The sequence below is a fragment of the Cellvibrio sp. BR genome, assembly GCF_000263355.1.
In the GTDB taxonomy this organism is placed as follows: Bacteria; Pseudomonadota; Gammaproteobacteria; order Pseudomonadales; family Cellvibrionaceae; genus Cellvibrio.
This window is the reverse complement of sequence record NZ_JH668201.1, coordinates 162,313-183,437: the sequence shown is the minus strand read 5'-3', so window position 1 is coordinate 183,437 and position 21,125 is coordinate 162,313. Positions and strand designations below refer to the sequence as shown.

The following is a 21,125-nucleotide window of genomic DNA, read 5'->3' as shown; positions in this document are numbered from 1 at the left end:
AGCGCCATAAAACTGCAAAATGGCGCGCAATTGTCCACATTTTTCGTGAAAAATAAAGCACTCCGCCCGAATTGGGCGGATGCGAGATAAATGGAGCAATTTCTATTGCGATGCTTGCTGTTGCAAATACTGAATGAGCACACCCATATTTTTGATATAAGCAGCAGTTGAGATGCCCATTACCGGCGTCTCTACCGGGTAAGGCGATGTATCCCACTCATCCCCCACCATAGTCGCAGCAAACGCCTCTGTTGGTGGAATATTTTTCTTTTCACCAGGAACCGGGCCGCGATAGGGATTTGTGGTGTAGTAAAGCGGTGTTGGCCAATATCCCTGTGGGTTCAACCCCTCAATCAACGCACGAGCTTGGGCGCTAATATCGGCAGATTGGTCAGGCTTTTGCGCACGAAAATTCAAATCCGATACGCTCACTTTACCAAGCGTAAAAAAGGCTGGCAGACGTATTTCACCCATCGCATGTAAGGGCGAGCCTACCACCGCTTGCTCGGGGCTTAGGGCAAGCGCTTGCGCGTACTCACGGCGCAAACGGTCTGTATCCACCCGCGCGGCTGATTTGTAGTGAGCCAGCATATGTTTGGCTTGATAATCCACGTAATACTCACCATTGGTGATGTTAGATCCGCGCCGATGGGTAAATAAGGCGCGATTGGTGCCTAACTCGATAAATGATGCATGGCTGCGCCCCTCATATTCAGGCTTTACCGGTAACTTTAAACTTTCCAGCCACTCAATTGCTTCGGGAATACGCGCCAGAAATTTGGTCTCACCAGTCATGCGATAGAACTGAATCAACATACGGATATTATCCGCGGTAGTAGGCGCATGCAGTGACTTTGGCTCATAGGAGCGCGCGCCTGCTGGCTGTAATTCCGGCGTGTATTGCAGCGACCACCCAGGCTGCGGCGCACCCATCTGGGTAGTAAGGAATACATTCATCGCGCGGATGACCGGCTCGCGCACTCGAGACTCCCCCAGCACCTGATAACACATGAGCAGGAAATCGATATTTTCGGCGGCCACATCATCATTGAAGGTGATAAAGCTGGTGTAGTCAGGCTGATTTTTACCGGGATGGTCGTGCATCAGCGGAAAACGCTGGGGCCACCCACCCACGGGGTACTGGCTTTTAAGCACAAAGTCGATAACTTTATCCAGCGCTGGTCGGTATTTGGGATCCAGTTTGGCACTGTATAAGCGCAGTAAAAATTTCGCGGCCTCTGCCGTACCGGCATCATCGAAAGTCGCGTTACCGTAATAATGCTGGAATTCTTCAAGACGCCATGCATGTTTACCGATAGTCGCGTACCAGTCCTTAAGTGCCGCCTCGCCCGCAAAATCAGCCAGGTAATTCCAGCCCCCACTGGGGTGCTGGGCAAAAATAATCGCACCGGCTACCCGCTCTGCGGCAGAGTAATAGTATTCATCACCTGTCGCGTTATAGGCATCAAGAAATAAATGGCCAACAGTCGCGGTGCCGGGAGGCTGCATCCAGATCATCGAGCGACGCGCTTCCAACTCACCCCACTGGCGCGAAAAATCAGGCAGATAAGACCACACAAACGCGCCGCGATAACTGACCTTGTCGAGCATAAACTGACTGGCCAATTTCATGGTGGTCTTTACCTCGGTCACACTGGGCTTTGCCGAGAGGGATGCACTCCATAAAATGCATAAAAATGAAATAGCGAACACCAGGGTTCGCCCGGGAACGGGGTTGATTAGTCGCATAGTTTCTCTCTAATTGTTATTGATACAGCGACCGAACTATTTGTGCCGATAGTTTCAGAGAATTTTTATGATGTAAGAGCTTGCTGCCATCACATTCTTTTTAGCCATAATAAGGCAATTAGGACGCACTAATAGTCAATTTAACATTAAATTGCATCAACCTCTAATGCCCAAACAAGTCAATTTGGTTGTCACAGGCGCTGTGGGATTCAGCATGGCGTGTCGTTTTCGCATTTTTTTGTTTCAGGCGAGAGCCATGTTTTACCAACACTTGTTGCGAGGCTTCCCTGCCCTCATCGCTTTTACGAATACGGCTAATGCGATCTTTCATCACGCGGATATTCTGCTCAGCATCCACAATAGCGCGGGGGTAGCCCGGCAGCGGCATAGTCTCATGACAGGCTATTTGCTCAGCGCTGTAACAGCGTAACTCAGGAATCCAACGCTTGATAAACTGGCATCCCGGGTCTTGATCTATTAATTGCTTCAGTGGACTGTAAACGCGAATAGTATTGATGCCAACAATTGCCGCTTGCATTTGCACTTGGGAAAAATGAATGCCCGGCTCGTAATCCGTGAATAAACGCGCGAGCGGATACTGCAAATCCCGCCAGTGGATATGCAATCCAAAGCAGGCAAAATTGACCACCATCGCCCGCATGCGAAAATTCAAAAAACCGGTGGCCTGTAAACAACGCATACAAGCATCTACCAAAGGAAACCCTGTTTCGCCATTAAGCCAGGCCGCCAATCTACTTGTATCCTGCGAGTATTCCAAAACCTCGTATGCCGGATTTAATGCGCGAAACTCCATATAACTCGCTGACTCCAAACGCTGGACAAAATGATCGCGCCAAAACAAACGCGAACTAAAACTTTCCAAACTTTTTTGCCAGCGCAGTGCAAGTTTGTTGTCATCGCCTGCATCCAACTGCTCATCTAACTCTGACAACCGCTGATGAAGGCGGAAAAAAATACGACGCAAACTGAGCGTCCCCCAGGCAATGTGAGGCGATAAGCGTGAGCCACAAAAAAAGGCTTTATTGGGTGAGGAAATTCCACCGCGATAGCTCAACGAACGCTCCCGCAAAAAACTATCCAACGTACGCTGCGCACGTCTCTCACTCACTACCTGAACACTAGGCCAGGAGATACGTTTATCCAGTAGCTGCGGTGCAAGTTCGTGCAATGAAGGAATGGCAAAAAAATTTAAATGCTCAAGAGCTGGCTGAGGGATTGTAGAGGGTGATTCAAGGGGCTCTGAATCGAATAAACGTTCAGCAATAATTTTGGTGCGTTTATCGCGTGAACCTAAACGACGAACAACTCCAGATTGAGGCAGTTCTTGCCAGAGAACGTTTTCTTTTTTACACCATCGCGCAACTGCTTTATCGCGCTGATAAGTAATACCTGCACCTGTTTCTTCATGGGAGTAGATATGAGTAAAACCCAATCTCTCTTTTAATTGCACAAAACCAGCAGGTAAATCTGTGTTGATAATCAGTAGCTCAGCGCCGATGGATCGCAGCGAGAATTGCAAATCGGCCAGTGCCGTCAACTGCGACTGCAAATGAAATGCAGAGGCGTCTTGTGCAAGATAAACAGCCGGCTCGAGAAAGAAAACTGGAACAACATGGCCACATTCAGTCAATGCCGCATGTAACGCAGCATTATCATCAAGGCGAAAATCGCGTTTAATCCACCAGAGCGCGAGCATGCAAAAACCAAAATAAGAAAGATTTTGTGCATACGTTAAATCTTGACGATTGGATCTGAGTAAATAGATAAAATAAAGTGACGAAAAAATGGCAATAAAAAAGGCGATCCGAAGACCGCCTTTTTGAAACAACTTGGCGTGGAAAAATTACCAGCCAGTGATTTCTTTCAGTGCTTTACCGATATCGGCCAAGCTCTTAACGGTTTTAACTCCCGCATCTTCCAGTGCAGCAAATTTCTCGTCAGCAGTACCTTTACCGCCAGAAATAATCGCACCAGCGTGACCCATGCGCTTACCAGCAGGTGCAGTTACACCAGCGATGTAAGACACAACAGGCTTGGTCACGTTAGCTTTGATGTAAGCAGCCGCTTCTTCTTCCGCAGAACCACCAATTTCACCGATCATTACGATCGCTTCGGTTTGTGGGTCAGCTTGGAACAACTTCAGGATATCGATGAAGTTGGAGCCTGGAATTGGGTCACCACCAATACCTACGCAAGTAGATTGGCCGAAACCGTAATCGGTAGTTTGCTTAACCGCTTCATAAGTCAAAGTACCTGAACGCGATACGATACCTACTTTACCTGGCTTGTGGATGTGGCCTGGCATGATGCCGATTTTGCACTCACCTGGAGTGATAACACCCGGGCAGTTAGGGCCAATCAAACGCACGCCCAACTCGTCACACTTCACTTTTGCGTCAAGCATATCGAGGGTTGGGATACCTTCAGTAATACACACGATCAACTTGATGCCACCGTTAGCCGCTTCAAGGATTGAGTCTTTACAGAAAGGAGCCGGAACGTAGATAACCGATGCAGTTGCGCCAGTCGCATCTACCGCTTCAGCAACAGTGTTGAACACTGGCAGGCCGAGGTGAGTTTGACCACCCTTACCTGGAGTTACACCACCAACCATTTTGGTGCCGTAAGCAATCGCTTGTTCGGAGTGGAAAGTACCTTGCGCGCCAGTGAAACCCTGGCAGATTACTTTGGTGTCTTTGTTAATTAAAACGCTCATGTTCTTCGCCCCTTATTGATTCGCAGCAGCTGCAACAACTTTCTTGGCAGCGCCAGTCAAGTCGGTATCGGCAATAATGTTCAGGCCACTTTCGCCCAACACTTTTGCACCCAATTCAGCATTGTTACCTTGCAGACGAACAACAACAGGTACTTTTACGCCTACTTCTTTAACCGCACCGATTACGCCTTCTGCGATCATGTCGCAACGTACGATACCGCCAAAGATATTGATGAATACGGCTTTTACCGCGTCATCAGACAAAATGATTTTGAACGCTTCAACTACGCGCTCTTTGGTAGCACCACCGCCTACGTCAAGGAAGTTAGCCGGTTGGCCGCCGTGCAATTTAACGATGTCCATGGTACCCATCGCCAAACCAGCACCGTTTACCATACAACCGATATCGCCACCGAGTGCAACGTAGTTCAGTTCCCAAGCAGCAGCATGAGCTTCACGCGCATCTTCTTGAGTTGGATCTTGCATTGCTTTCAATTCTGGATGGCGGTACAGAGCATTGCCGTCGATTACCAACTTGGCATCCAGACAGTGCAAGTTACCTTCTGGAGTGATAACCAATGGGTTCACTTCCAATAATGCCAAGTCTTTCTCTTTGAACAACTTGGCCAAGCCAAGGAAGATGTTCACGAATTGGTTGATTTGCTTACCTTCCAAACCGAGTTTGAAAGCCAAATCGCGACCTTGGAAAGGCTGAGCGCCAACCAGTGGATCAACAGCAACTTTAAGGATTTTTTCTGGAGTATCGTGTGCAACTTTCTCGATCTCTACACCACCTTCGGTAGAGGCCATGAACACGATGCGACGGCTTGAACGGTCAACTACAGCGCCCAAGTACAATTCTTTGGCGATGTCGGTACAGGTTTCAACCAAAATGCGGCTTACTGGCTGGCCTTTCTCATCAGTTTGATAAGTCACCAGGTTTTTGCCCAACCACTTTTCAGCGAAAGCGCGGATATCCTCTTTGCTCTTAACCAGCTTTACGCCGCCCGCTTTACCGCGGCCGCCAGCGTGAACCTGAGCTTTAACGACGAACATATCGCCGCCGATTTGATCCGCAGCGGCAACAGCCTCTTCAACAGTCGCAGCAGCAATGCCTTTAGAAACAGGCAGACCATATTGGGCAAACAGTTGCTTACCCTGATACTCGTGCAAATTCATGGTGTAGTTCCATTTGACGATGGTTGGACATGCAATTATCGATAAACATGCCAACTGGGTTATCGATGGAGACGAACCTTATGAGTTCGCCCCCGCCTAAAAAACGAGGACTCTATGGTTCTCTTAACGCTTCTTCTTGTTGGCTACGTGGATGGCATGACCATGCACCGCCAATGCTGCTTCGTGGATAGCTTCAGACAGGGTTGGGTGACCAAACACCATCATGCCCAAATCTTCCGCACTGGAACCGAACTCCATTGCAATCGCCACTTGCTGAACCAAATCTGCAGCGCTTGGGCCAACAATGTGGCAACCGAGGATACGATCAGTCTCAGCGTGAGCAATAATCTTTACCAAACCTTGAGTTTCATTAGCCGCCATAGCACGGCCAGAGGCTGCGAACGGGAAGGTACCTACATTGTATGGCTCGCCTGACGCTTTAACTTGCTCTTCCGTTTTACCAACGGAGGCAACTTCAGGATGGGTATAAATTACGTTAGGAATAATATCGTAATTGATTTGTGATTTTTGGCCTGCGATGCGCTCGGCAACCATCACACCTTCTTCCGAACCTTTGTGTGCCAACATCGGGCCACGCACTACGTCACCAATTGCCCATACACCTGGCGCATTAGTTTCGCATTGTTCGTTTACAAAGATAAAACCGCGCTCATCCAAATTAACGCCGCTGTCAGCAGCCAATAGATTTTCTGTGAACGGGCGACGACCAACACACACAATCAACTTATCAAACGTTTCTTGCTGCTCTTTACCTTCTTTGTCCAAATAGGTAACGGTCACCTCTTTGCCGTTCACTTTTGAACCGGTAACACGTGAGCTGGTGCGGATATCCAAACCTTGTTTGGTGAGGATCTTTTGAGTTTCTTTGGCAATTTGTTGATCCATAATTGCGAGGAAACTGTCCAATGCTTCCAGCACGGTAACTTTGGAGCCACAACGATTCCAAACAGATCCCAGTTCCAAACCAATTACACCAGCACCGATTACGCCCAAGCGCTTTGGCACTTCAGTAAATTCCAATGCGCCAGTAGAGTTAACAACCACATCGTTATCAACAGGTGCCGGGGGAATATTAATTGGACTGGAACCAGAGGCTAAAATCACGTTTTCAGCATCGTATACCGTTACTTTGCCATCAAAGTCAGTCACTTCGACTTTTTTGCCAGCAAGCAATTTACCAGTACCGAACAAGCTGGTAACACCGTTAGACTTGAACAGTCCTGCGATACCGCCGGTCAGATTTTTGATGATTTGATTTTTACGTGCAATCATCGAAGAAACATTCAGCTCTACGCCTGAAGTGGTAATACCATGAAGACCTAAATCCTCTTTTGCTTCGTGGTATTTGTAAGAGCTATCGAGTAATGCTTTAGAGGGGATGCAACCTACGTTCAAGCAAGTACCGCCGTTAACGCCCTTGCCTTCTTCGTTTTTCCACTTCTCAACACACGCAGTTTTCAAACCCAATTGCGCGGCACGGATGGCGGCAACATAGCCCGCGGGGCCAGAACCGATAACTATCACATCAAATTTTTCAGACATAACAATGTTCCTAAATTATTAACAGTCGGCTACAACCTTGTGAGCAGTAACCCTTCACATAAAAAAACGCTCTTAGGTTGCCAAGAGCGTTTCAAAAAAGCAGATTAGATTTCCAACAAAATGCGCGCCGGATCTTCCAACAAATCCTTAATGGTCACGAGGAATTGCACAGCCTCTTTACCATCCAGCAAACGATGGTCGTAGGACAACGCCAAATACATCATCGGTAAAATTTCTACCTTGCCATTAACGGCCATTGGGCGCTCTTGAATTTTGTGCATACCCAAAATTGCAGACTGAGGCAGATTCAAAATTGGAGTAGACAGCAGCGAACCAAACACACCACCGTTGGTAATAGTGAAAGTGCCGCCCGACATCTCTTCAATACCAAGTTTGCCATCACGTGCGCGCAAACCGAAATCACGGATAGTATTTTCGATAGTTGCCAAGCTCATGTTCTCAGCGTTACGCAACACTGGAACGACCAAACCTTTTTCAGTCGATACCGCAACACCAATATCCTGATAACCGTGGTATACAACATCGTTATTGTCGATAGAAGCATTTACCACAGGGAAACGACGCAACGCTTCAGCAGCGGCTTTTACAAAGAAACTCATAAAGCCCAAACGTGAACCGTTATGCGCTTTTTCAAATTGGTCTTTGTATTTTGCACGCAGCGCCATTACCGGAGCCATGTTCACTTCATTGAACGTAGTGAGCATTGCAGTAGTGCTAGATGCTTCAAGCAGGCGCTCAGCAATACGCTTGCGCAAACGTGTCATAGGTACACGCTTCTCAACACGATCGCCTACCGCTTCGATTGCAACAACCGGTGCAGGCGCAGCAGCTGCGCTAACCGCTGGAGAAGATTTTAAATGGTTGGCAACATCTTCTTTGGTAACACGACCATCTTTACCGCTACCAGCAACAGCGGCAGTATTTACGTTGTTTTCCTCTGCCATTTTACGTGCAGCGGGGTTTACCAATTTCTCTGCGGCGGCGGCAGGCTTTGTTTCAACTGGCGCAGCAGCAGCTGGTGCGGCGGCGGCAACAGCACCTTCCACAAAACGAGCAATCACTTCATTGCTCAGTACGGTGTCACCTTCGCCTTTGATAATTTCAGCGATGCTACCATCAGCGGGCGCAACCACTTCTAATACAACCTTGTCGGTTTCAATATCAACGATCAACTCATCGCGCTTGACGGCTTCGCCTGGTTTTTTGTGCCAGGTTGCTACCGTGCCATCGGCAACGGATTCAGGGAAGGTAGGGGCTTTGATTTCGATACTCATGCTATTCCATCTCTCTGTAGCGCTAGGATTATTTGATCAATTAATCAGTTAGTAAAAGCACTCACACAGTGAGCGCTTTATTCACAAAACGTTTTTCTTCTTCAATATGCACAGACATATAACCGCCTGCAGGTGCCGCAGAAGGATCACGGCCTACATAATCCAGATACATCGCCTTGCCAAACAACTCATGTACTACATGGCGCATATGATGTTGACTGCTATACCAAGCACCCTGATTCATGGGCTCTTCCTGGCACCAGAAGATATCTTTAATCGCTTTAAATGGCGCCATTGCCGCTTTCAATTCTTCTTCAGGGAAAGGATACAACTGCTCCAAGCGGATCAGCGCAACATTTTCCTGTTTACGTGCAGTACGCTCTTCCAGCAGGGTGTAATACACCTTGCCACTACACAAAATAACACGCTCTACTTTAGTCGGATCAACACTGCTATCAGTAATCACGTTTTGGAAGCTGCCATTTGCCAGTTCTTCAAGCGTTGAAGTGGCCAGTTTGTGGCGCAACAGCGATTTAGGGCTCATCACTACTAACGGGCGACGCATTGGGCGAATCGCCTGACGACGCAGCATGTGGAATACCTGCGCTGGCGTGGTAGGTACGCACACCTGAATATTGTGCTCAGCACAAAGTTGCATAAAACGTTCAAGACGCGCCGATGAGTGCTCAGGGCCCTGACCTTCATAACCGTGTGGCAGCAACATAGTGAGGCCGCACAAACGCCCCCACTTGTGTTCACCACTGGTAATAAACTGGTCAATTACTACTTGTGCGCCGTTAGCGAAGTCGCCAAATTGTGCTTCCCAAATCACCAAGCCGGTTGGCGAGGTAGTTGAATAGCCGTATTCAAACGCAAGCACTGCCTCTTCCGACAAATAAGAATCAAACAGTTCAAAGGATGGTTGGTTAGGCGCCATATTTGCCAATGGAACGTAAGCAGAACCATCTTTTTGGCTGTGGATTACCGCGTGGCGATGGGAGAAAGTACCGCGACCAACATCTTGGCCAGTCATACGTACCTGATAACCTTGCTCCACTAAAGTTGCATAAGCTAGAGTTTCAGCCATGCCCCAGTTAAGCGCCAAGGCACCAGCAGCCATTTTGCGGCGGTCTTCGTAAATTTTTTCGACTTGCTTTTGCAGCACAATTCCATCAGGAATTTCGCACATTTTATTAGCGGAAGCCTGCAAAGTTTTTAAGTCACAGCCTGTATTGGCTGGTGTTTCCCAGTCGTGACCAATATAGGGCGACCAGTCCACAAACAAACTACTGTCCGGCTCGCTTACCAAACCACTGGCCACGTGTTCGCCGCGATCCAGTGCTGCTCGATAATTGGTTGTCATCTCATCGGCAGCGGTCTGCGTCAATATATTTTGTGCAACCAACTGATCAGCATATAAAGTGCGAGTCGTTTTCAAACTGCGGATGATTTGATACATCAACGGCTGGGTTGCGGATGGCTCATCGGTTTCGTTGTGACCGCGACGGCGATAGCAAACCAAATCGATGACCACATCCTTTTTAAATTCATAACGGTAATCCATGGCCAATTGCGCCACAAACAGTACCGCCTCAGGATCATCACCATTCACATGGAAAATCGGGCACTCGATCATTTTGGCAACATCAGTGCAATACTCGGTTGAGCGCGCATCTTCACGTTTGTTAGTGGTAAAACCTACCTGATTGTTAATAACAATATGCAGTGTACCGCCAGTGCCGTAAGCGCGAGTCTGGGACATTTGGAATGTCTCCATAACTACACCCTGCCCAGCAAATGCGGCATCACCATGTACAACAATAGGCACCACTTTTGCGCCAGTTTTATCGCTACGACGATCCTGACGTGCACGTACCGAGCCTTCAACTACAGGCGATACAATTTCCAGGTGCGACGGGTTGAACGCCATCGCCATATGTAATTCACCACCAGGAGTCATTACATTGGATGAAAAACCTGAGTGATATTTAACGTCACCGGAAGTTTTCAGAGAACGTTTACCATCAAATTCGGCAAATAATTCTGCGGGGCTTTTGCCAAATACATTGACCAGTGTATTTAAACGACCACGGTGGGCCATACCCAGTACGATTTCTTTCGCGCCGTAGGTACCAGCACGCTTTACCAAGGCATCAACCAGCGGAATAAAACTCTCGCCGCCTTCCAAACCAAAACGTTTTGTGCCGGGATACTTGCTATCCAAGTGACGTTCAAGTCCCTCAGCCGCCGTCAGACGCTCCAGCAAAGCAAGGCGTTGCTCTTTACTAAATTCAGGGTTGGAGCGAACACTTTCAAGGCGCTGTTGCAGCCATTGTTTTTCAGCTAGCGGAGTAATATGCATGATTTCTGCGCCTATATGGCCGCAGTAGGTTTTTTCGAGCGCTTCAATAATTTCGCGCAAAGTAGACTGTTCTTTGCCGATAAACAAAGTGCCACTGTTAAAAACAGTATCCAAATCGGCATTAGTCAAACCATGGAAATTTAAATCGAGATCTGCAACTGGCTCGCGCTGCATCAAATTTAGCGGATCAAGTTGTGCTTTTTGATGGCCACGGAAGCGGTAGGAACTAATGAGTTGTAAAACTTTAATTTGTTTTTGTTCGTGCTCTGCACTGACCGAACTACCTGCAGCAGTTACAGTGCGGATACGGGATTTACCCAACTGTTCAAACTGAGCACGAATAACCGAGTGAGGAGTATCTTGGGTTAGCACCCCATTTACACGGGGTAACTGATCGAAGTAATTGCGCCATTCTTCTGGAACGGCATTAGGGTTATGTAAATACGTGTCGTAGAGCTCTTCGACGTAGGCAGCATTCCCACCAGAGATGTGAGACGTGCTCCAAAATTGCTCCATAATGCTGTCTTGCATTCCACTCACCTTAATTATCGGAGGTTTAAACCTCCTGCTATAACAACTAGCAGTTAGCTACCAAACGCTCTCAACTTTTGATTAAAAGCGCCGCTTTTAAGTCGCTGTAACTCTCCATTACAACAAACAGTTTTACTTTGGCTTTGCGCTGACTATTTTGGTCAGCTCAAATACAGAAAAGCGCTACCCTAGGTAGCGCTCTGTAAAAGCATATTGCGAATATGGCCGATAGCTCGTGTCGGGTTCAGGCCTTTCGGGCAGACTGCGACACAATTTTGAATGCCATGACAACGGAATACACTGAACGGATCATCGAGGTTTGACAGGCGTTTTTGTGTAGCCAAGTCGCGACTGTCGGCCAGAAAACGATACGCCTGAAGCAAGCCCGCCGGACCAATGAACTTATCCGGGTTCCACCAGAATGAAGGACAACTGGTAGAGCAACAAGCGCAAAGTATACACTCATAAAGACCATCAAGCTTGGCGCGATCTTCAGGTGACTGCAAACGCTCAATAGCGGGCGCAGGTGTATCATTTTGCAAGAAAGGTTCTATTTTCTTGTATTGATCGTAGAACTGGGTCATGTCCACAACCAGATCGCGAATCACTGGCAAACCAGGCAATGGACGCAAGATCAAAGTGTTGTTTTTGACACACTCTGAAATTGGTTTGATGCAGGCCAGACCATTTTTACCATTGATATTCATACCATCGGATCCACAGACACCTTCACGGCATGAGCGGCGATATGCTAATGACTGATCCTGCGCCTTAAGTAATTCAAGAACATCCAACACCATCAAGTCTTTACCCTGAGTATCTACCTCATAGGTTTTCATGTAAGGGGCGTTATCAGTCTCTGGGTTGTAACGATATACTTGTACTTTCAACATAACTCTTCTCCCGATTACCCTATGCGGTTATTAATAGGTACGTTTTTTGGGTTGGAACGCTTCCATAGTGCGCGGTTTAAAATTCACCGCACGCTTGCCAACCCGCTTTTCGCCGGGGAAATACATTGAGTGACACAACCAATTGGCATCGTCACGATCTTCGAAGTCTTCACGGGCATGAGCACCACGGGATTCTTTGCGCTCTTCGGCGGCAATAGCAGTCGCTTCAGCCACTTCCAGCAAGTTTTGCAATTCCAAGGCTTCAATACGCGCCGTGTTAAATGCATTACTTTTATCGGTAATCGAAACATTCTCAATACGCTTACGCAGCTCAGCCAATTGCTGAATACCTTTCTGCATAAACTCACCTTTGCGGAAAACGCCAAAGTAGTTTTGCATGATTGTCTGCAATTCTTTACGTAATACAGATGCACTCTCGCCTGATGTAGATGTATTAATTTTGTTTAGGCGCGCCATGGCTTTTTCAATATCGGCCTCGCTTGCATCGCGATGCTCGATACCTTCGCGTAATGCTTTCTCGATATACAGTCCAGCCGCACGACCAAATACAACCAAATCAAGTAATGAGTTACCACCCAAACGGTTAGCACCGTGCACTGATACACAAGCCACTTCACCGCAAGCGAACAAACCATCAATAACCACATCATTACCGTTGGCATCAACTGTTAACGCTTGTCCATTAACATTCGTGGGGATACCGCCCATCATATAGTGGCAAGTTGGCACCACAGGAATGGGGGCATAAACCGGATCGACGTGGGCGAAAGTGCGCGAGAGTTCGCAGATGCCTGGCAACTTGCTTTCCAGAACCTCTTCACCCAGATGATCAAGCTTCAGCAACACGTGATCGCCATTGGGACCACAACCATTACCAGCAATGATTTCCAGGATCATTGATCGTGCAACCACATCGCGGCCAGCCAAGTCTTTGGCGTTAGGCGCATAGCGCTCCATAAAACGCTCACCGTGCTTATTAATTAAGTAACCACCTTCACCGCGACAACCTTCAGTTACCAATGTGCCAGCACCCGCGATACCAGTGGGGTGGAACTGCCACATTTCAATATCTTGTACCGGGACACCAGCACGCAATGCCATGCCTACGCCATCACCAGTATTGATATGTGCATTGGTCGTTGATGCATAAATACGCCCTGCACCACCTGTTGCCAATACAGTTGCCTTCGCTTTTACATAAACGGTTTCGCCATCTTCGATATTAATTGCTATAACACCGACGATTGCACCATCCTGATTTTTTACCAAATCAACAGCAAACCATTCATTTAAAAATACAGTCTGATTTTTGATATTGTTTTGATAAAGGGTGTGCAGAAGAGCATGACCGGTGCGGTCTGCTGCGGCACAAGTGCGCGCTGCCTGCCCTCCTTCACCAAAATTCTTTGATTGACCACCGAAAGGACGCTGATAGATTCGGCCCTCTTCGGTACGAGAGAACGGCAATCCCATATGCTCTAATTCGAATACCGCTTCTGGCCCCACAGAACACATATACTCAATTGCGTCCTGATCGCCAATATAGTCAGAACCTTTGATAGTGTCGTACATGTGCCAGCGCCAATCATCATTCGGGTCAGCACTTGCGATCGCACAGGTAATCCCGCCTTGGGCAGATACAGTGTGTGAGCGAGTAGGAAAAACTTTAGTAATTACAGCTGTTTTATAGCCAGATTGAGCCAATTGCAGTGCGGCACGCATACCAGCGCCGCCACCGCCAATTACAATACCGTCAAACGAAATCGTGCGCATAGTAGCCATCAGTTAATACCCCAAATTACTTGAATACCCCAAACGAGATAAGTCACTGCAACAGCACCCAGGACCATCTGGGCAAATATACGCAAGAAAGTTGCTTTGGAGCCTAACATGCGAGTGGTTAAATAATCAGTCAGTACGGCCCACAAACCAATCCAGGCATGGGATATAAAAGAAAGAAGAGTGACAAGAGTAAAAACACGCATCCACAACTGATTGTAAAGGGATTGCCACTGCTCAAAGGTCAAATCAGGGTTTAATGCCAAGTAAGCAACGATGAAAATGGTGTAGGCCGCCATAACAGCACCACCAATACGCTGGATCAACCAATCGTAAAGACCGCTGCGCCCAAAACTGGTTACTGAAGTTACCATACCCATACCCCCACCAATACGATCAACACGATGGCAATAGCCAGCGCAATTTTAGCCCCTAGCTTGCCGCCTTTGAGCGACTCACCCACACCAAAGTCCATAATCAAATGGCGAATACCAAGCACCATGTGATAAGCCAATCCAGCCAAAACAAGCCATAAAATCGCTTTAAATACAGGATTTGAAGTGAGCGCCGCTACTGCGTTAAAACCTTCTTGTGAGCCAGTACTTGAGTCGAGCATCCATAACAGGAGTGCAATACCCGCAAAAAGGAAAACGCCAGAGACGCGATGAAGAATAGAAACGTAAGCAGTGATAGGAAGTGCAGCAAATGTAATATGTAGGTTGACAGGTCTTTTCTTTTTCACGGTCTAGATCACCTTATTGCCCATCGCGGGCAGGTTTAAGAGTAAGCATCGCACCTTGTATCTATTAAGAGATAAAAAAGTGCAGTGCGCCCTGCAAGTCGCGCAGCATTATAGAGATTGACCTCTGGAAACACAAACAAAAAGCCACCGATTAAGCCCCTCAAATACAGCATTCACAAAGCGGATAATCTTTTAACGGAATTTTTACACAACACCATGATTTATCTAGATAATTTTTCAAAAAACGCACGCATTTAAAGCATTAAAATGATTAATGCATCATAACAATGCAACCCACCCGGAAGTGCCATACGAAGAATCACCAGACAAAGATGTACAACATCAGCTAACCCCAAAAAAGAAGCTAAATTTACCGCCGAGCCGCACCAAAAACTTTCGCCTTAACAATTAAGTCATCTATAATGCCGCTCGCAATCGGCACCATCAGCTCATAATAGATGCAGCTGACCAGTCCATAAAAAGTAGCCGGCCTAAAAAGCTGTTAAAAGCAGAGCTATATAGAAAGCAAAGCCACCTACGGTTTTTATTCGTTGAGTAAAGCGAAACATGCTTCACTCAAGCCTTTAGTCCAAATCAGTAAGCACAGGAGTCAGTAATGACTGACAAGAAAGCACAACTCACGATTGATGGCATTGATAAAACGATTGAGTTACCCATCTACGCCAGTACTATCGGACCAGACGTTATTGACGTTACCAGCATCACCAAAAATGGCTTCTTCACATTCGACCCGGGCTTTATGTCCACCGCCTCATGCGAATCCAGTATTACATTTATTGATGGTGATGAAGGCGTGCTCCTTCACCGCGGCTACCCAATCGAACAACTCGCTGTATCCTCTGATTATCTTGAAACCTGCTACCTCTTACTGAACGGCGAACTGCCAACCCCGAATCAAAAAGAAGAATTTACCGCCCAAATCAAAAAACACTCAGCAGTAGATGAGTCTGTAGCCAATATCATCAAAAGCTTTAAGCGCGAATCACATCCCATGGCGATTTTGTGCAGTGCTGTTGCTGCGCTGGCTGCGGTCTACAACGATGAAATCAACATTACCGATGCTGAAAGCCGCAAGCTGACCGCTTACCGACTGATTGGCCAAATGCCAACCCTTTCCGCAATGGTTTACAAGCACCGCAAGGGTGAAGAGTTTATTGCTCCGGATGACAGCTTGAGCTACGCCGAAAATTACTTGAACATGACATTCGGCACTGCAGGCAAAACTCCGAATGTAAGTAAGACTATTGCAAAAGCTATGGATCGTATTTTTATATTACATGCTGATCATGAGCAAAATGCATCGACCTCTACTGTGCGCCTCTCAGGTTCCTCTGGCACAAACCCGTTCGCAGCCATAGCTGCAGGTATTTCAACGCTGTGGGGACCCGCTCATGGCGGCGCCAACGAAGCCGTTTTGGAGATGCTGGAAGAGATCGGCACTGTAGACAATATTGAAGCCTGCGTTGCGCGCGCCAAAGATAAAACCTCCGGCTTCCGGCTGATGGGTTTCGGCCATCGCGTTTACAAAAACTTTGACCCACGCGCCAAAGTAATGAAACAAACTTGCGATGAAGTGCTGGCCGAGCTGGGATTGGAAAATGACCCATTGCTAGCGATCGCCAAGCGCCTTGAGCAGATTGCATTGGAAGACCCCTACTTTATCTCCAAGAAACTCTATCCCAACGTTGATTTCTACTCAGGCATCATCATGAAGGCAATCGGTATACCAACCGAAATGTTCACCGTGATTTTTGCACTGGGACGTGCAGTAGGCTGGTACTCCCACTGGAATGAAATGGTAAGCGGACCATATAAAATTGGTCGCCCACGCCAACAATATACCGGCAGTCCAAAGCGCGATTACCCAACCAAGTAATTGCTATGCTGTAAATGCAAAAGGCCGCTCCATGCGGCTTTTTGCATTCTACAAATCCAATAAAAAAACCTGCTCAAAGCAGGTTTTTTATTGGGTGATATTTGCACTGTGAAATTAAAAATTCCAATCAGCCATTAGCCAAAACTTTGTAGTGTCCTTGTAGGCAGCGACATCACCCATGGCAAAGTCTGCATATTTTGCGGTCCAAACTACTGAACCAATTTTTTTACTAACACTGAAATCAATCTCATCACCATAATCCAGACTGCCGGTATCTGAATCAAATTTGTGATACCCCAGTAAAAATTGGGTCCCAACTGCGGTAAATCCAACTTTCAAATATTTATCTTCCAAACCTGCAGCAGGAGTTGCAAGAAATTTATCTGCCCACCCCTGAAATGCATGCAGGGTTGCCAAGGGAGTTGCGAAACCGTACGAGCCATCATCGGAACCCAATAATTCATAGCCTCCCGTAAATGCAAAACGAGATACACTCAAGGTCCCCTCTGCAAGTAAATATTCAGCATCGAATAGCCCAAGAGCACCAGCATCAGATTGCTTTGCATACTCTAGATTATATTGAAACATACCATGAGTAGCACTTTGCCAACGCAAACCAAAGGTATCACTACTTGCACCTTTTGCAGCAATTGGGTTTTCCACATCCAACAAATATGCGTAAGCAATTAATTTACCCGCATCAAAGCCGGTGTAGCTCAGATTAAGCACATGACTGTTGTGATTGTGATCGCCCTGAAGGAGATTATCCTCACCGAATACACGATTCACATTTTTGATATAGGCGTAGGTGAAATTCGTATAACGAATAGTTTTATTTGTCCAAGATACACCGTCATAAGTTTGCTCGTTCTGACGCCATCCCACGTTACCGACAAAACGGGCATTATCTAAAATCAAGCGCTGACGACCATACTTAACTTGATTGTTAAAATTGGTGTATGAGATAAATCCTTGATTCACTTCTGTCCCTTCTGGATCAGCAATAATTGCAGTGCCCGGATTATTCGCATCACCCGATGGAGCAGTGCGATAATCAACATCATTAGTAAGCTCGGTAACATCATCAAATTCGGCAGAAAATCCGAAACCATTCCATGCACCAGACTGATAAGAGAGACGAGAGCGAGTAGTTAACGCATCGGAATCTTTCAGCCCATCTTCACTAACATCCTCAAAGCGGGTCCGAAAATTTACTTTTACTACACTGCCTTGTTGCATTGACTCTGTAAATGTTTTTGCCGAAACACTTGGAACACCGCAAACCAACGAACTTACCGCAGCAACCAAAAGATGAAGTGTATTTTTTTTCATAGAGCCTTCTCCAAAGACATAGTAGATGTGTGTTAGCCATGAGTAGCATTCCCAGCAAATTAGCAATGCAACTTACACATTGCTGTGCACTAAAAAGTTTCCAGTGAAACCCTGATGCACCAACAGGAATGTTGACTGATATCCACTAGCGCAAGTCTTGTGCCAACAGCCGAAAAAAGATGAAATGGCATCAATAAATTGCTATTAATCAAAGAGATATGAAATTTTAAAAAAAATAATGCCCGTGAAATTACTTTTTTATCGCGCACTTTAATGGTGACGAGTAATTTTAAATGGCGCCATTTCCAAGCAAAAAACCAAAAATTGACGCCCCCATATGGAACAAAATAATGCACCACGTTTTTAAGGCACGCACACAGTCAAAGCACGAATGATTTTTTTCACCAAGTACTTTATTTTTTACAAAAAAAAGCCGCGCAAAAATGCGCGGCTTTTAGAGGCGATACTACAAACCTATACTAAACGAACACAACCACCTTGTGCACGTGACTTTTCTATTCTCACATGGGAAAAAGTCAAGTCGAGAGCACCATTGGCGACCAATGCAAAAGGTTCAAGAATAAGTGCGAACAACTCTTCAGGCGTTCTTTTTAACCCAAAATCTGTACCTGCATCAGGGTAACAAATCAAATCAACCGATAGCGTTTTCCAACCTCCACCAACAATTTCACGCAACTCCCTCGTTATTTCAACCTGAGAATAACAGGATGGGCCACAACCAATCCGAACCCATGCTTGATCTTCAGGAGCCGAATCAACTTTCACATCAAACAGCAACGATGAGTTAGACTCGTAATAACTACTCAACACTTGGCGATTTTGGTTAGAAATTGCAACCAAGCCCTCACCTTCCCCATTCCAAATAACCCTGCGCGCGTCTTCTTGTACATCGCGATCAACACAACTAACACTGAGCGTTGAAACATTAGCAATATTCCCGTTTAAAAGCACACGGTCATTATTTTTCCCTTCAAGCATTACTTGGTAAGCACCCAGAGGGCGCCGGTTAAACAGCTCCAATACATTGGAACTTTCCTCAAGAGCAATGCCCTCCTCGGGTAAATTATCCTTTAACAAATCCAGCTCGCCGTAAGCCAAGCCGAAACCATAAGCAAACAATGGTTCATAATTTTCATCACCCCAGTTGAGTGGCCCCTGGTCAGGACGCTTGGGCCACGAAAACGATAATCTCCCTTTAACTGGATGATTCAGCTCACCGTTAATACCAGTGAAAATAACATCGGCTACACCAGCTCCCTCAGTTCCCGGCTGCCAAACAACCATAAATGCATCAGAGAGGTTTAACTCCCGGTTAACCCACATGGGACGACCGGTAACAAATAAGGATACGACGGGAATACCTTGCGACTGCAACCTTTTAAGTAATTCAAGATCGCGCGTATCACCAGCCTTTAATAACTGGTGTTGAATATCGCCCTGCATTTCTGCATAGGGGTCTTCACCAAAAACAATAATTGCAACATCAGGCTTCTGATCATAAGCACCATCCACACTCAATATTGCTTTACCGCCTGCGGCAGAAACTGCGGCGTCGATGCCCATCCAGATCGTAGTCGCCCCAGGGAAATCAGCCATAGTATTGCCGGTGCCCTGCCAGTTCACGGACCAACCGCCCGTTTGTTTGCTGATGTTATCCGCACCATCACCTGCAACCAGCACATTTAAGCGGGGGGAAAGCGGTAAAATATTGTTTTTATTCTTTAGTAATACCAGGGACTCACGGACAGCCTGACGTGCTACAGCACGATGTTCGGGGGCGCCGAGTAATTCATCCTTACCAGCCAAAGGGCGCTTGGATGGAAGCCCTCTCTGCCAAAGATCTGCACGCAATTTCACTCGCAAAATGCGTCGCACAGCATCATCAATACGGGACAATGGAATAACGCCTGTTTTGACTTGCTCGAGTGTATTTTTATAAAGCTGCTTCCACTCAGGATCCGGCACCATAAAGATATCCAATCCAGCGTTTACTGCCTGCGGGCAATTTAAAACTGTCGCACCGGCGACAAATCCGTGGCCGTTCCAATCACCAACCACAAGCCCATCAAACCCCATCTGCTCTTTCAACACCCGCGTCAACAAATATTGATGACCGTGCATATGCACGCCGTGCCAACTATTAAAGGAAGCCATCACTGATTGAACACCAGCCTCTATAGCGCTGTAGTAACCTGCAGCATGAACCCGAAACAGGGTTTCCTCATCAGCCAGGCAATCGCCCCGATCTATTCCATTATGAGTCCCTCCATCAGCGATAAAATGCTTGGCTGTAGATATGACTTTATAGGCAGACAAAAAACCCTGACCGCTCGCTTCACCTTGAAGCCCCTCAACCATCACTCCGGCATAATCACGAACCAGCTCCGGATGCTCCGAATAAGATTCATAAGTACGCCCCCAGCGATCATCACGGGCGACAGCCACTGTTGGGGAAAAATCCCAATCCAATCCGGTTACTGCGATTTCTGTCGCGGTAATATTGCCAATCTCTTTAATTAATTCCGTATTTCTGGTCGCACCTAATGCAATGTTGTGAGGAAATAGCGTTGCTCCAACAATGTTTCCAACACCATGTACTGCATCCGTCCCCCACATGATAGGAATAGCCATATAACCATCACTATCATCCATAGATGCCTGGTAATAGGCGTCAGCAATAGCCAGCCAATCTGCAGCTTTTGAATAGCGATTACCATTGGGAACCGAACCGCCGCCATTCAACACTGAGCCGATATGAAAATCCCTCACATCTTGAGGAGTTAAATGCCTGATTTCCGGCTGGATCATTTGCCCTATTTTCTCTTCCAAACTCAAATCACCAAGAATGTGATCAATTTTTGCTTCGAGAACAGGATCTTTTTTTACCTTGCTAGTGATGCTTGGCCACTGCACTTCTACAACCTCCGGAAAAACATATATGTAATAAAAAACCGATGAGAACGCTACCCATTAATGACAGCGCTGTCAACAAAACAACAGTTATAACTCCAAAAACAACAGCCT

At 46.8% G+C, this 21,125-nt stretch carries 14 protein-coding genes; 1 reads left to right on the top strand and 13 read right to left on the bottom strand.

The genetic code is table 11. The annotated features are described in order from the left end of the window. Nucleotides 1-102: 102 nt before the first annotated feature. The 11 genes from O59_RS06070 to sdhC form a co-directional block, all read right to left on the bottom strand. Nucleotides 103-1,749, bottom strand: coding sequence for a pectate lyase (locus tag O59_RS06070; protein ID WP_007640594.1), 1,647 nt, complete (start codon nucleotides 1,747-1,749; stop codon nucleotides 103-105). 163 nt (nucleotides 1,750-1,912) lie between these two features. After that, a complete protein-coding gene (locus tag O59_RS06065) occupies nucleotides 1,913-3,466 on the bottom strand; it encodes an FAD-binding domain-containing protein (protein WP_157152496.1) in 1,554 nt (517 codons plus the stop codon). Nucleotides 3,467-3,613: 147 nt separating this feature from the next. Then, nucleotides 3,614-4,486 (bottom strand): succinate--CoA ligase subunit alpha, encoded by an 873-nt coding sequence (gene sucD / locus O59_RS06060; protein ID WP_007640592.1) that lies wholly within the window; start codon nucleotides 4,484-4,486, stop codon nucleotides 3,614-3,616. Between the two features lie 12 nt (nucleotides 4,487-4,498). Further along, complete coding sequence (sucC, locus tag O59_RS06055; protein WP_007640591.1) at nucleotides 4,499-5,665, bottom strand: ADP-forming succinate--CoA ligase subunit beta; 1,167 nt, start codon at nucleotides 5,663-5,665, stop codon at nucleotides 4,499-4,501. 123 nt (nucleotides 5,666-5,788) lie between these two features. Next, nucleotides 5,789-7,228: a dihydrolipoyl dehydrogenase gene (lpdA, locus tag O59_RS06050; protein WP_007640590.1), complete on the bottom strand. Its 1,440-nt coding sequence runs from the start codon at nucleotides 7,226-7,228 to the stop codon at nucleotides 5,789-5,791. Between the two features lie 104 nt (nucleotides 7,229-7,332). Next, on the bottom strand, nucleotides 7,333-8,523 hold the full coding sequence (gene odhB, locus O59_RS06045; protein ID WP_007640589.1) for a 2-oxoglutarate dehydrogenase complex dihydrolipoyllysine-residue succinyltransferase: 1,191 nt from the start codon (nucleotides 8,521-8,523) through the stop codon (nucleotides 7,333-7,335). A gap of 61 nt (nucleotides 8,524-8,584) precedes the next feature. After that, nucleotides 8,585-11,416: a 2-oxoglutarate dehydrogenase E1 component gene (locus tag O59_RS06040; RefSeq protein WP_007640588.1), complete on the bottom strand. Its 2,832-nt coding sequence runs from the start codon at nucleotides 11,414-11,416 to the stop codon at nucleotides 8,585-8,587. A gap of 188 nt (nucleotides 11,417-11,604) precedes the next feature. Further along, entirely contained in the window at nucleotides 11,605-12,309 is a 705-nt protein-coding gene (locus O59_RS06035; protein WP_007640587.1) for a succinate dehydrogenase iron-sulfur subunit, read from the bottom strand. A 30-nt stretch (nucleotides 12,310-12,339) separates the two neighbouring features. Next, nucleotides 12,340-14,112: a succinate dehydrogenase flavoprotein subunit gene (gene sdhA / locus O59_RS06030; RefSeq protein ID WP_040391610.1), complete on the bottom strand. Its 1,773-nt coding sequence runs from the start codon at nucleotides 14,110-14,112 to the stop codon at nucleotides 12,340-12,342. Further along, the gene (gene sdhD, locus O59_RS06025; RefSeq protein WP_007640585.1) at nucleotides 14,112-14,483 is read right to left on the bottom strand and encodes a succinate dehydrogenase, hydrophobic membrane anchor protein; all 372 of its coding nucleotides are present in this window, start codon (nucleotides 14,481-14,483) and stop codon (nucleotides 14,112-14,114) included. Before sdhD ends, sdhA begins: the two co-directional genes overlap by 1 nt. Next, entirely contained in the window at nucleotides 14,477-14,851 is a 375-nt protein-coding gene (gene sdhC / locus O59_RS06020; protein WP_040391608.1) for a succinate dehydrogenase, cytochrome b556 subunit, read from the bottom strand. Before sdhC ends, sdhD begins: the two co-directional genes overlap by 7 nt. A 616-nt stretch (nucleotides 14,852-15,467) precedes the next feature. Here sdhC and O59_RS06015 point away from each other — a divergent pair. Further along, complete coding sequence (locus tag O59_RS06015) at nucleotides 15,468-16,748, top strand: citrate synthase (RefSeq protein ID WP_007640579.1); 1,281 nt, start codon at nucleotides 15,468-15,470, stop codon at nucleotides 16,746-16,748. A 114-nt stretch (nucleotides 16,749-16,862) separates the two neighbouring features. Here the strand turns inward: O59_RS06015 and O59_RS06010 are convergent, their stop codons facing one another. Together O59_RS06010 and O59_RS06000 are read right to left on the bottom strand one after the other, a co-directional pair. After that, a complete protein-coding gene (locus tag O59_RS06010; protein WP_007640578.1) occupies nucleotides 16,863-18,080 on the bottom strand; it encodes an alginate export family protein in 1,218 nt (405 codons plus the stop codon). Nucleotides 18,081-18,554: 474 nt separating this feature from the next. Beyond that, complete coding sequence (locus O59_RS06000) at nucleotides 18,555-21,014, bottom strand: exo 1,3/1,4-beta-D-glucan glucohydrolase (protein WP_007640576.1); 2,460 nt, start codon at nucleotides 21,012-21,014, stop codon at nucleotides 18,555-18,557. Nucleotides 21,015-21,125 lie beyond the last annotated feature (111 nt).

Coding starts and splice junctions, on each gene's coding strand:
- O59_RS06015 (WP_007640579.1), top strand. CDS start 15,468: ATGACTGACAAGAAAGCACAACTCACGATTGATGGCATTGATAAAACG.
- O59_RS06070 (WP_007640594.1), bottom strand. CDS start 1,749: ATGCGACTAATCAACCCCGTTCCCGGGCGAACCCTGGTGTTCGCTATT.
- sdhA (WP_040391610.1), bottom strand. CDS start 14,112: ATGGCTACTATGCGCACGATTTCGTTTGACGGTATTGTAATTGGCGGT.
- odhB (WP_007640589.1), bottom strand. CDS start 8,523: ATGAGTATCGAAATCAAAGCCCCTACCTTCCCTGAATCCGTTGCCGAT.
- lpdA (WP_007640590.1), bottom strand. CDS start 7,228: ATGTCTGAAAAATTTGATGTGATAGTTATCGGTTCTGGCCCCGCGGGC.
- O59_RS06010 (WP_007640578.1), bottom strand. CDS start 18,080: ATGAAAAAAAATACACTTCATCTTTTGGTTGCTGCGGTAAGTTCGTTG.
- O59_RS06065 (WP_157152496.1), bottom strand. CDS start 3,466: ATGCTCGCGCTCTGGTGGATTAAACGCGATTTTCGCCTTGATGATAAT.
- sucC (WP_007640591.1), bottom strand. CDS start 5,665: ATGAATTTGCACGAGTATCAGGGTAAGCAACTGTTTGCCCAATATGGT.
- O59_RS06040 (WP_007640588.1), bottom strand. CDS start 11,416: ATGCAAGACAGCATTATGGAGCAATTTTGGAGCACGTCTCACATCTCT.
- O59_RS06035 (WP_007640587.1), bottom strand. CDS start 12,309: ATGTTGAAAGTACAAGTATATCGTTACAACCCAGAGACTGATAACGCC.
- sdhD (WP_007640585.1), bottom strand. CDS start 14,483: ATGGTAACTTCAGTAACCAGTTTTGGGCGCAGCGGTCTTTACGATTGG.
- sucD (WP_007640592.1), bottom strand. CDS start 4,486: ATGAGCGTTTTAATTAACAAAGACACCAAAGTAATCTGCCAGGGTTTC.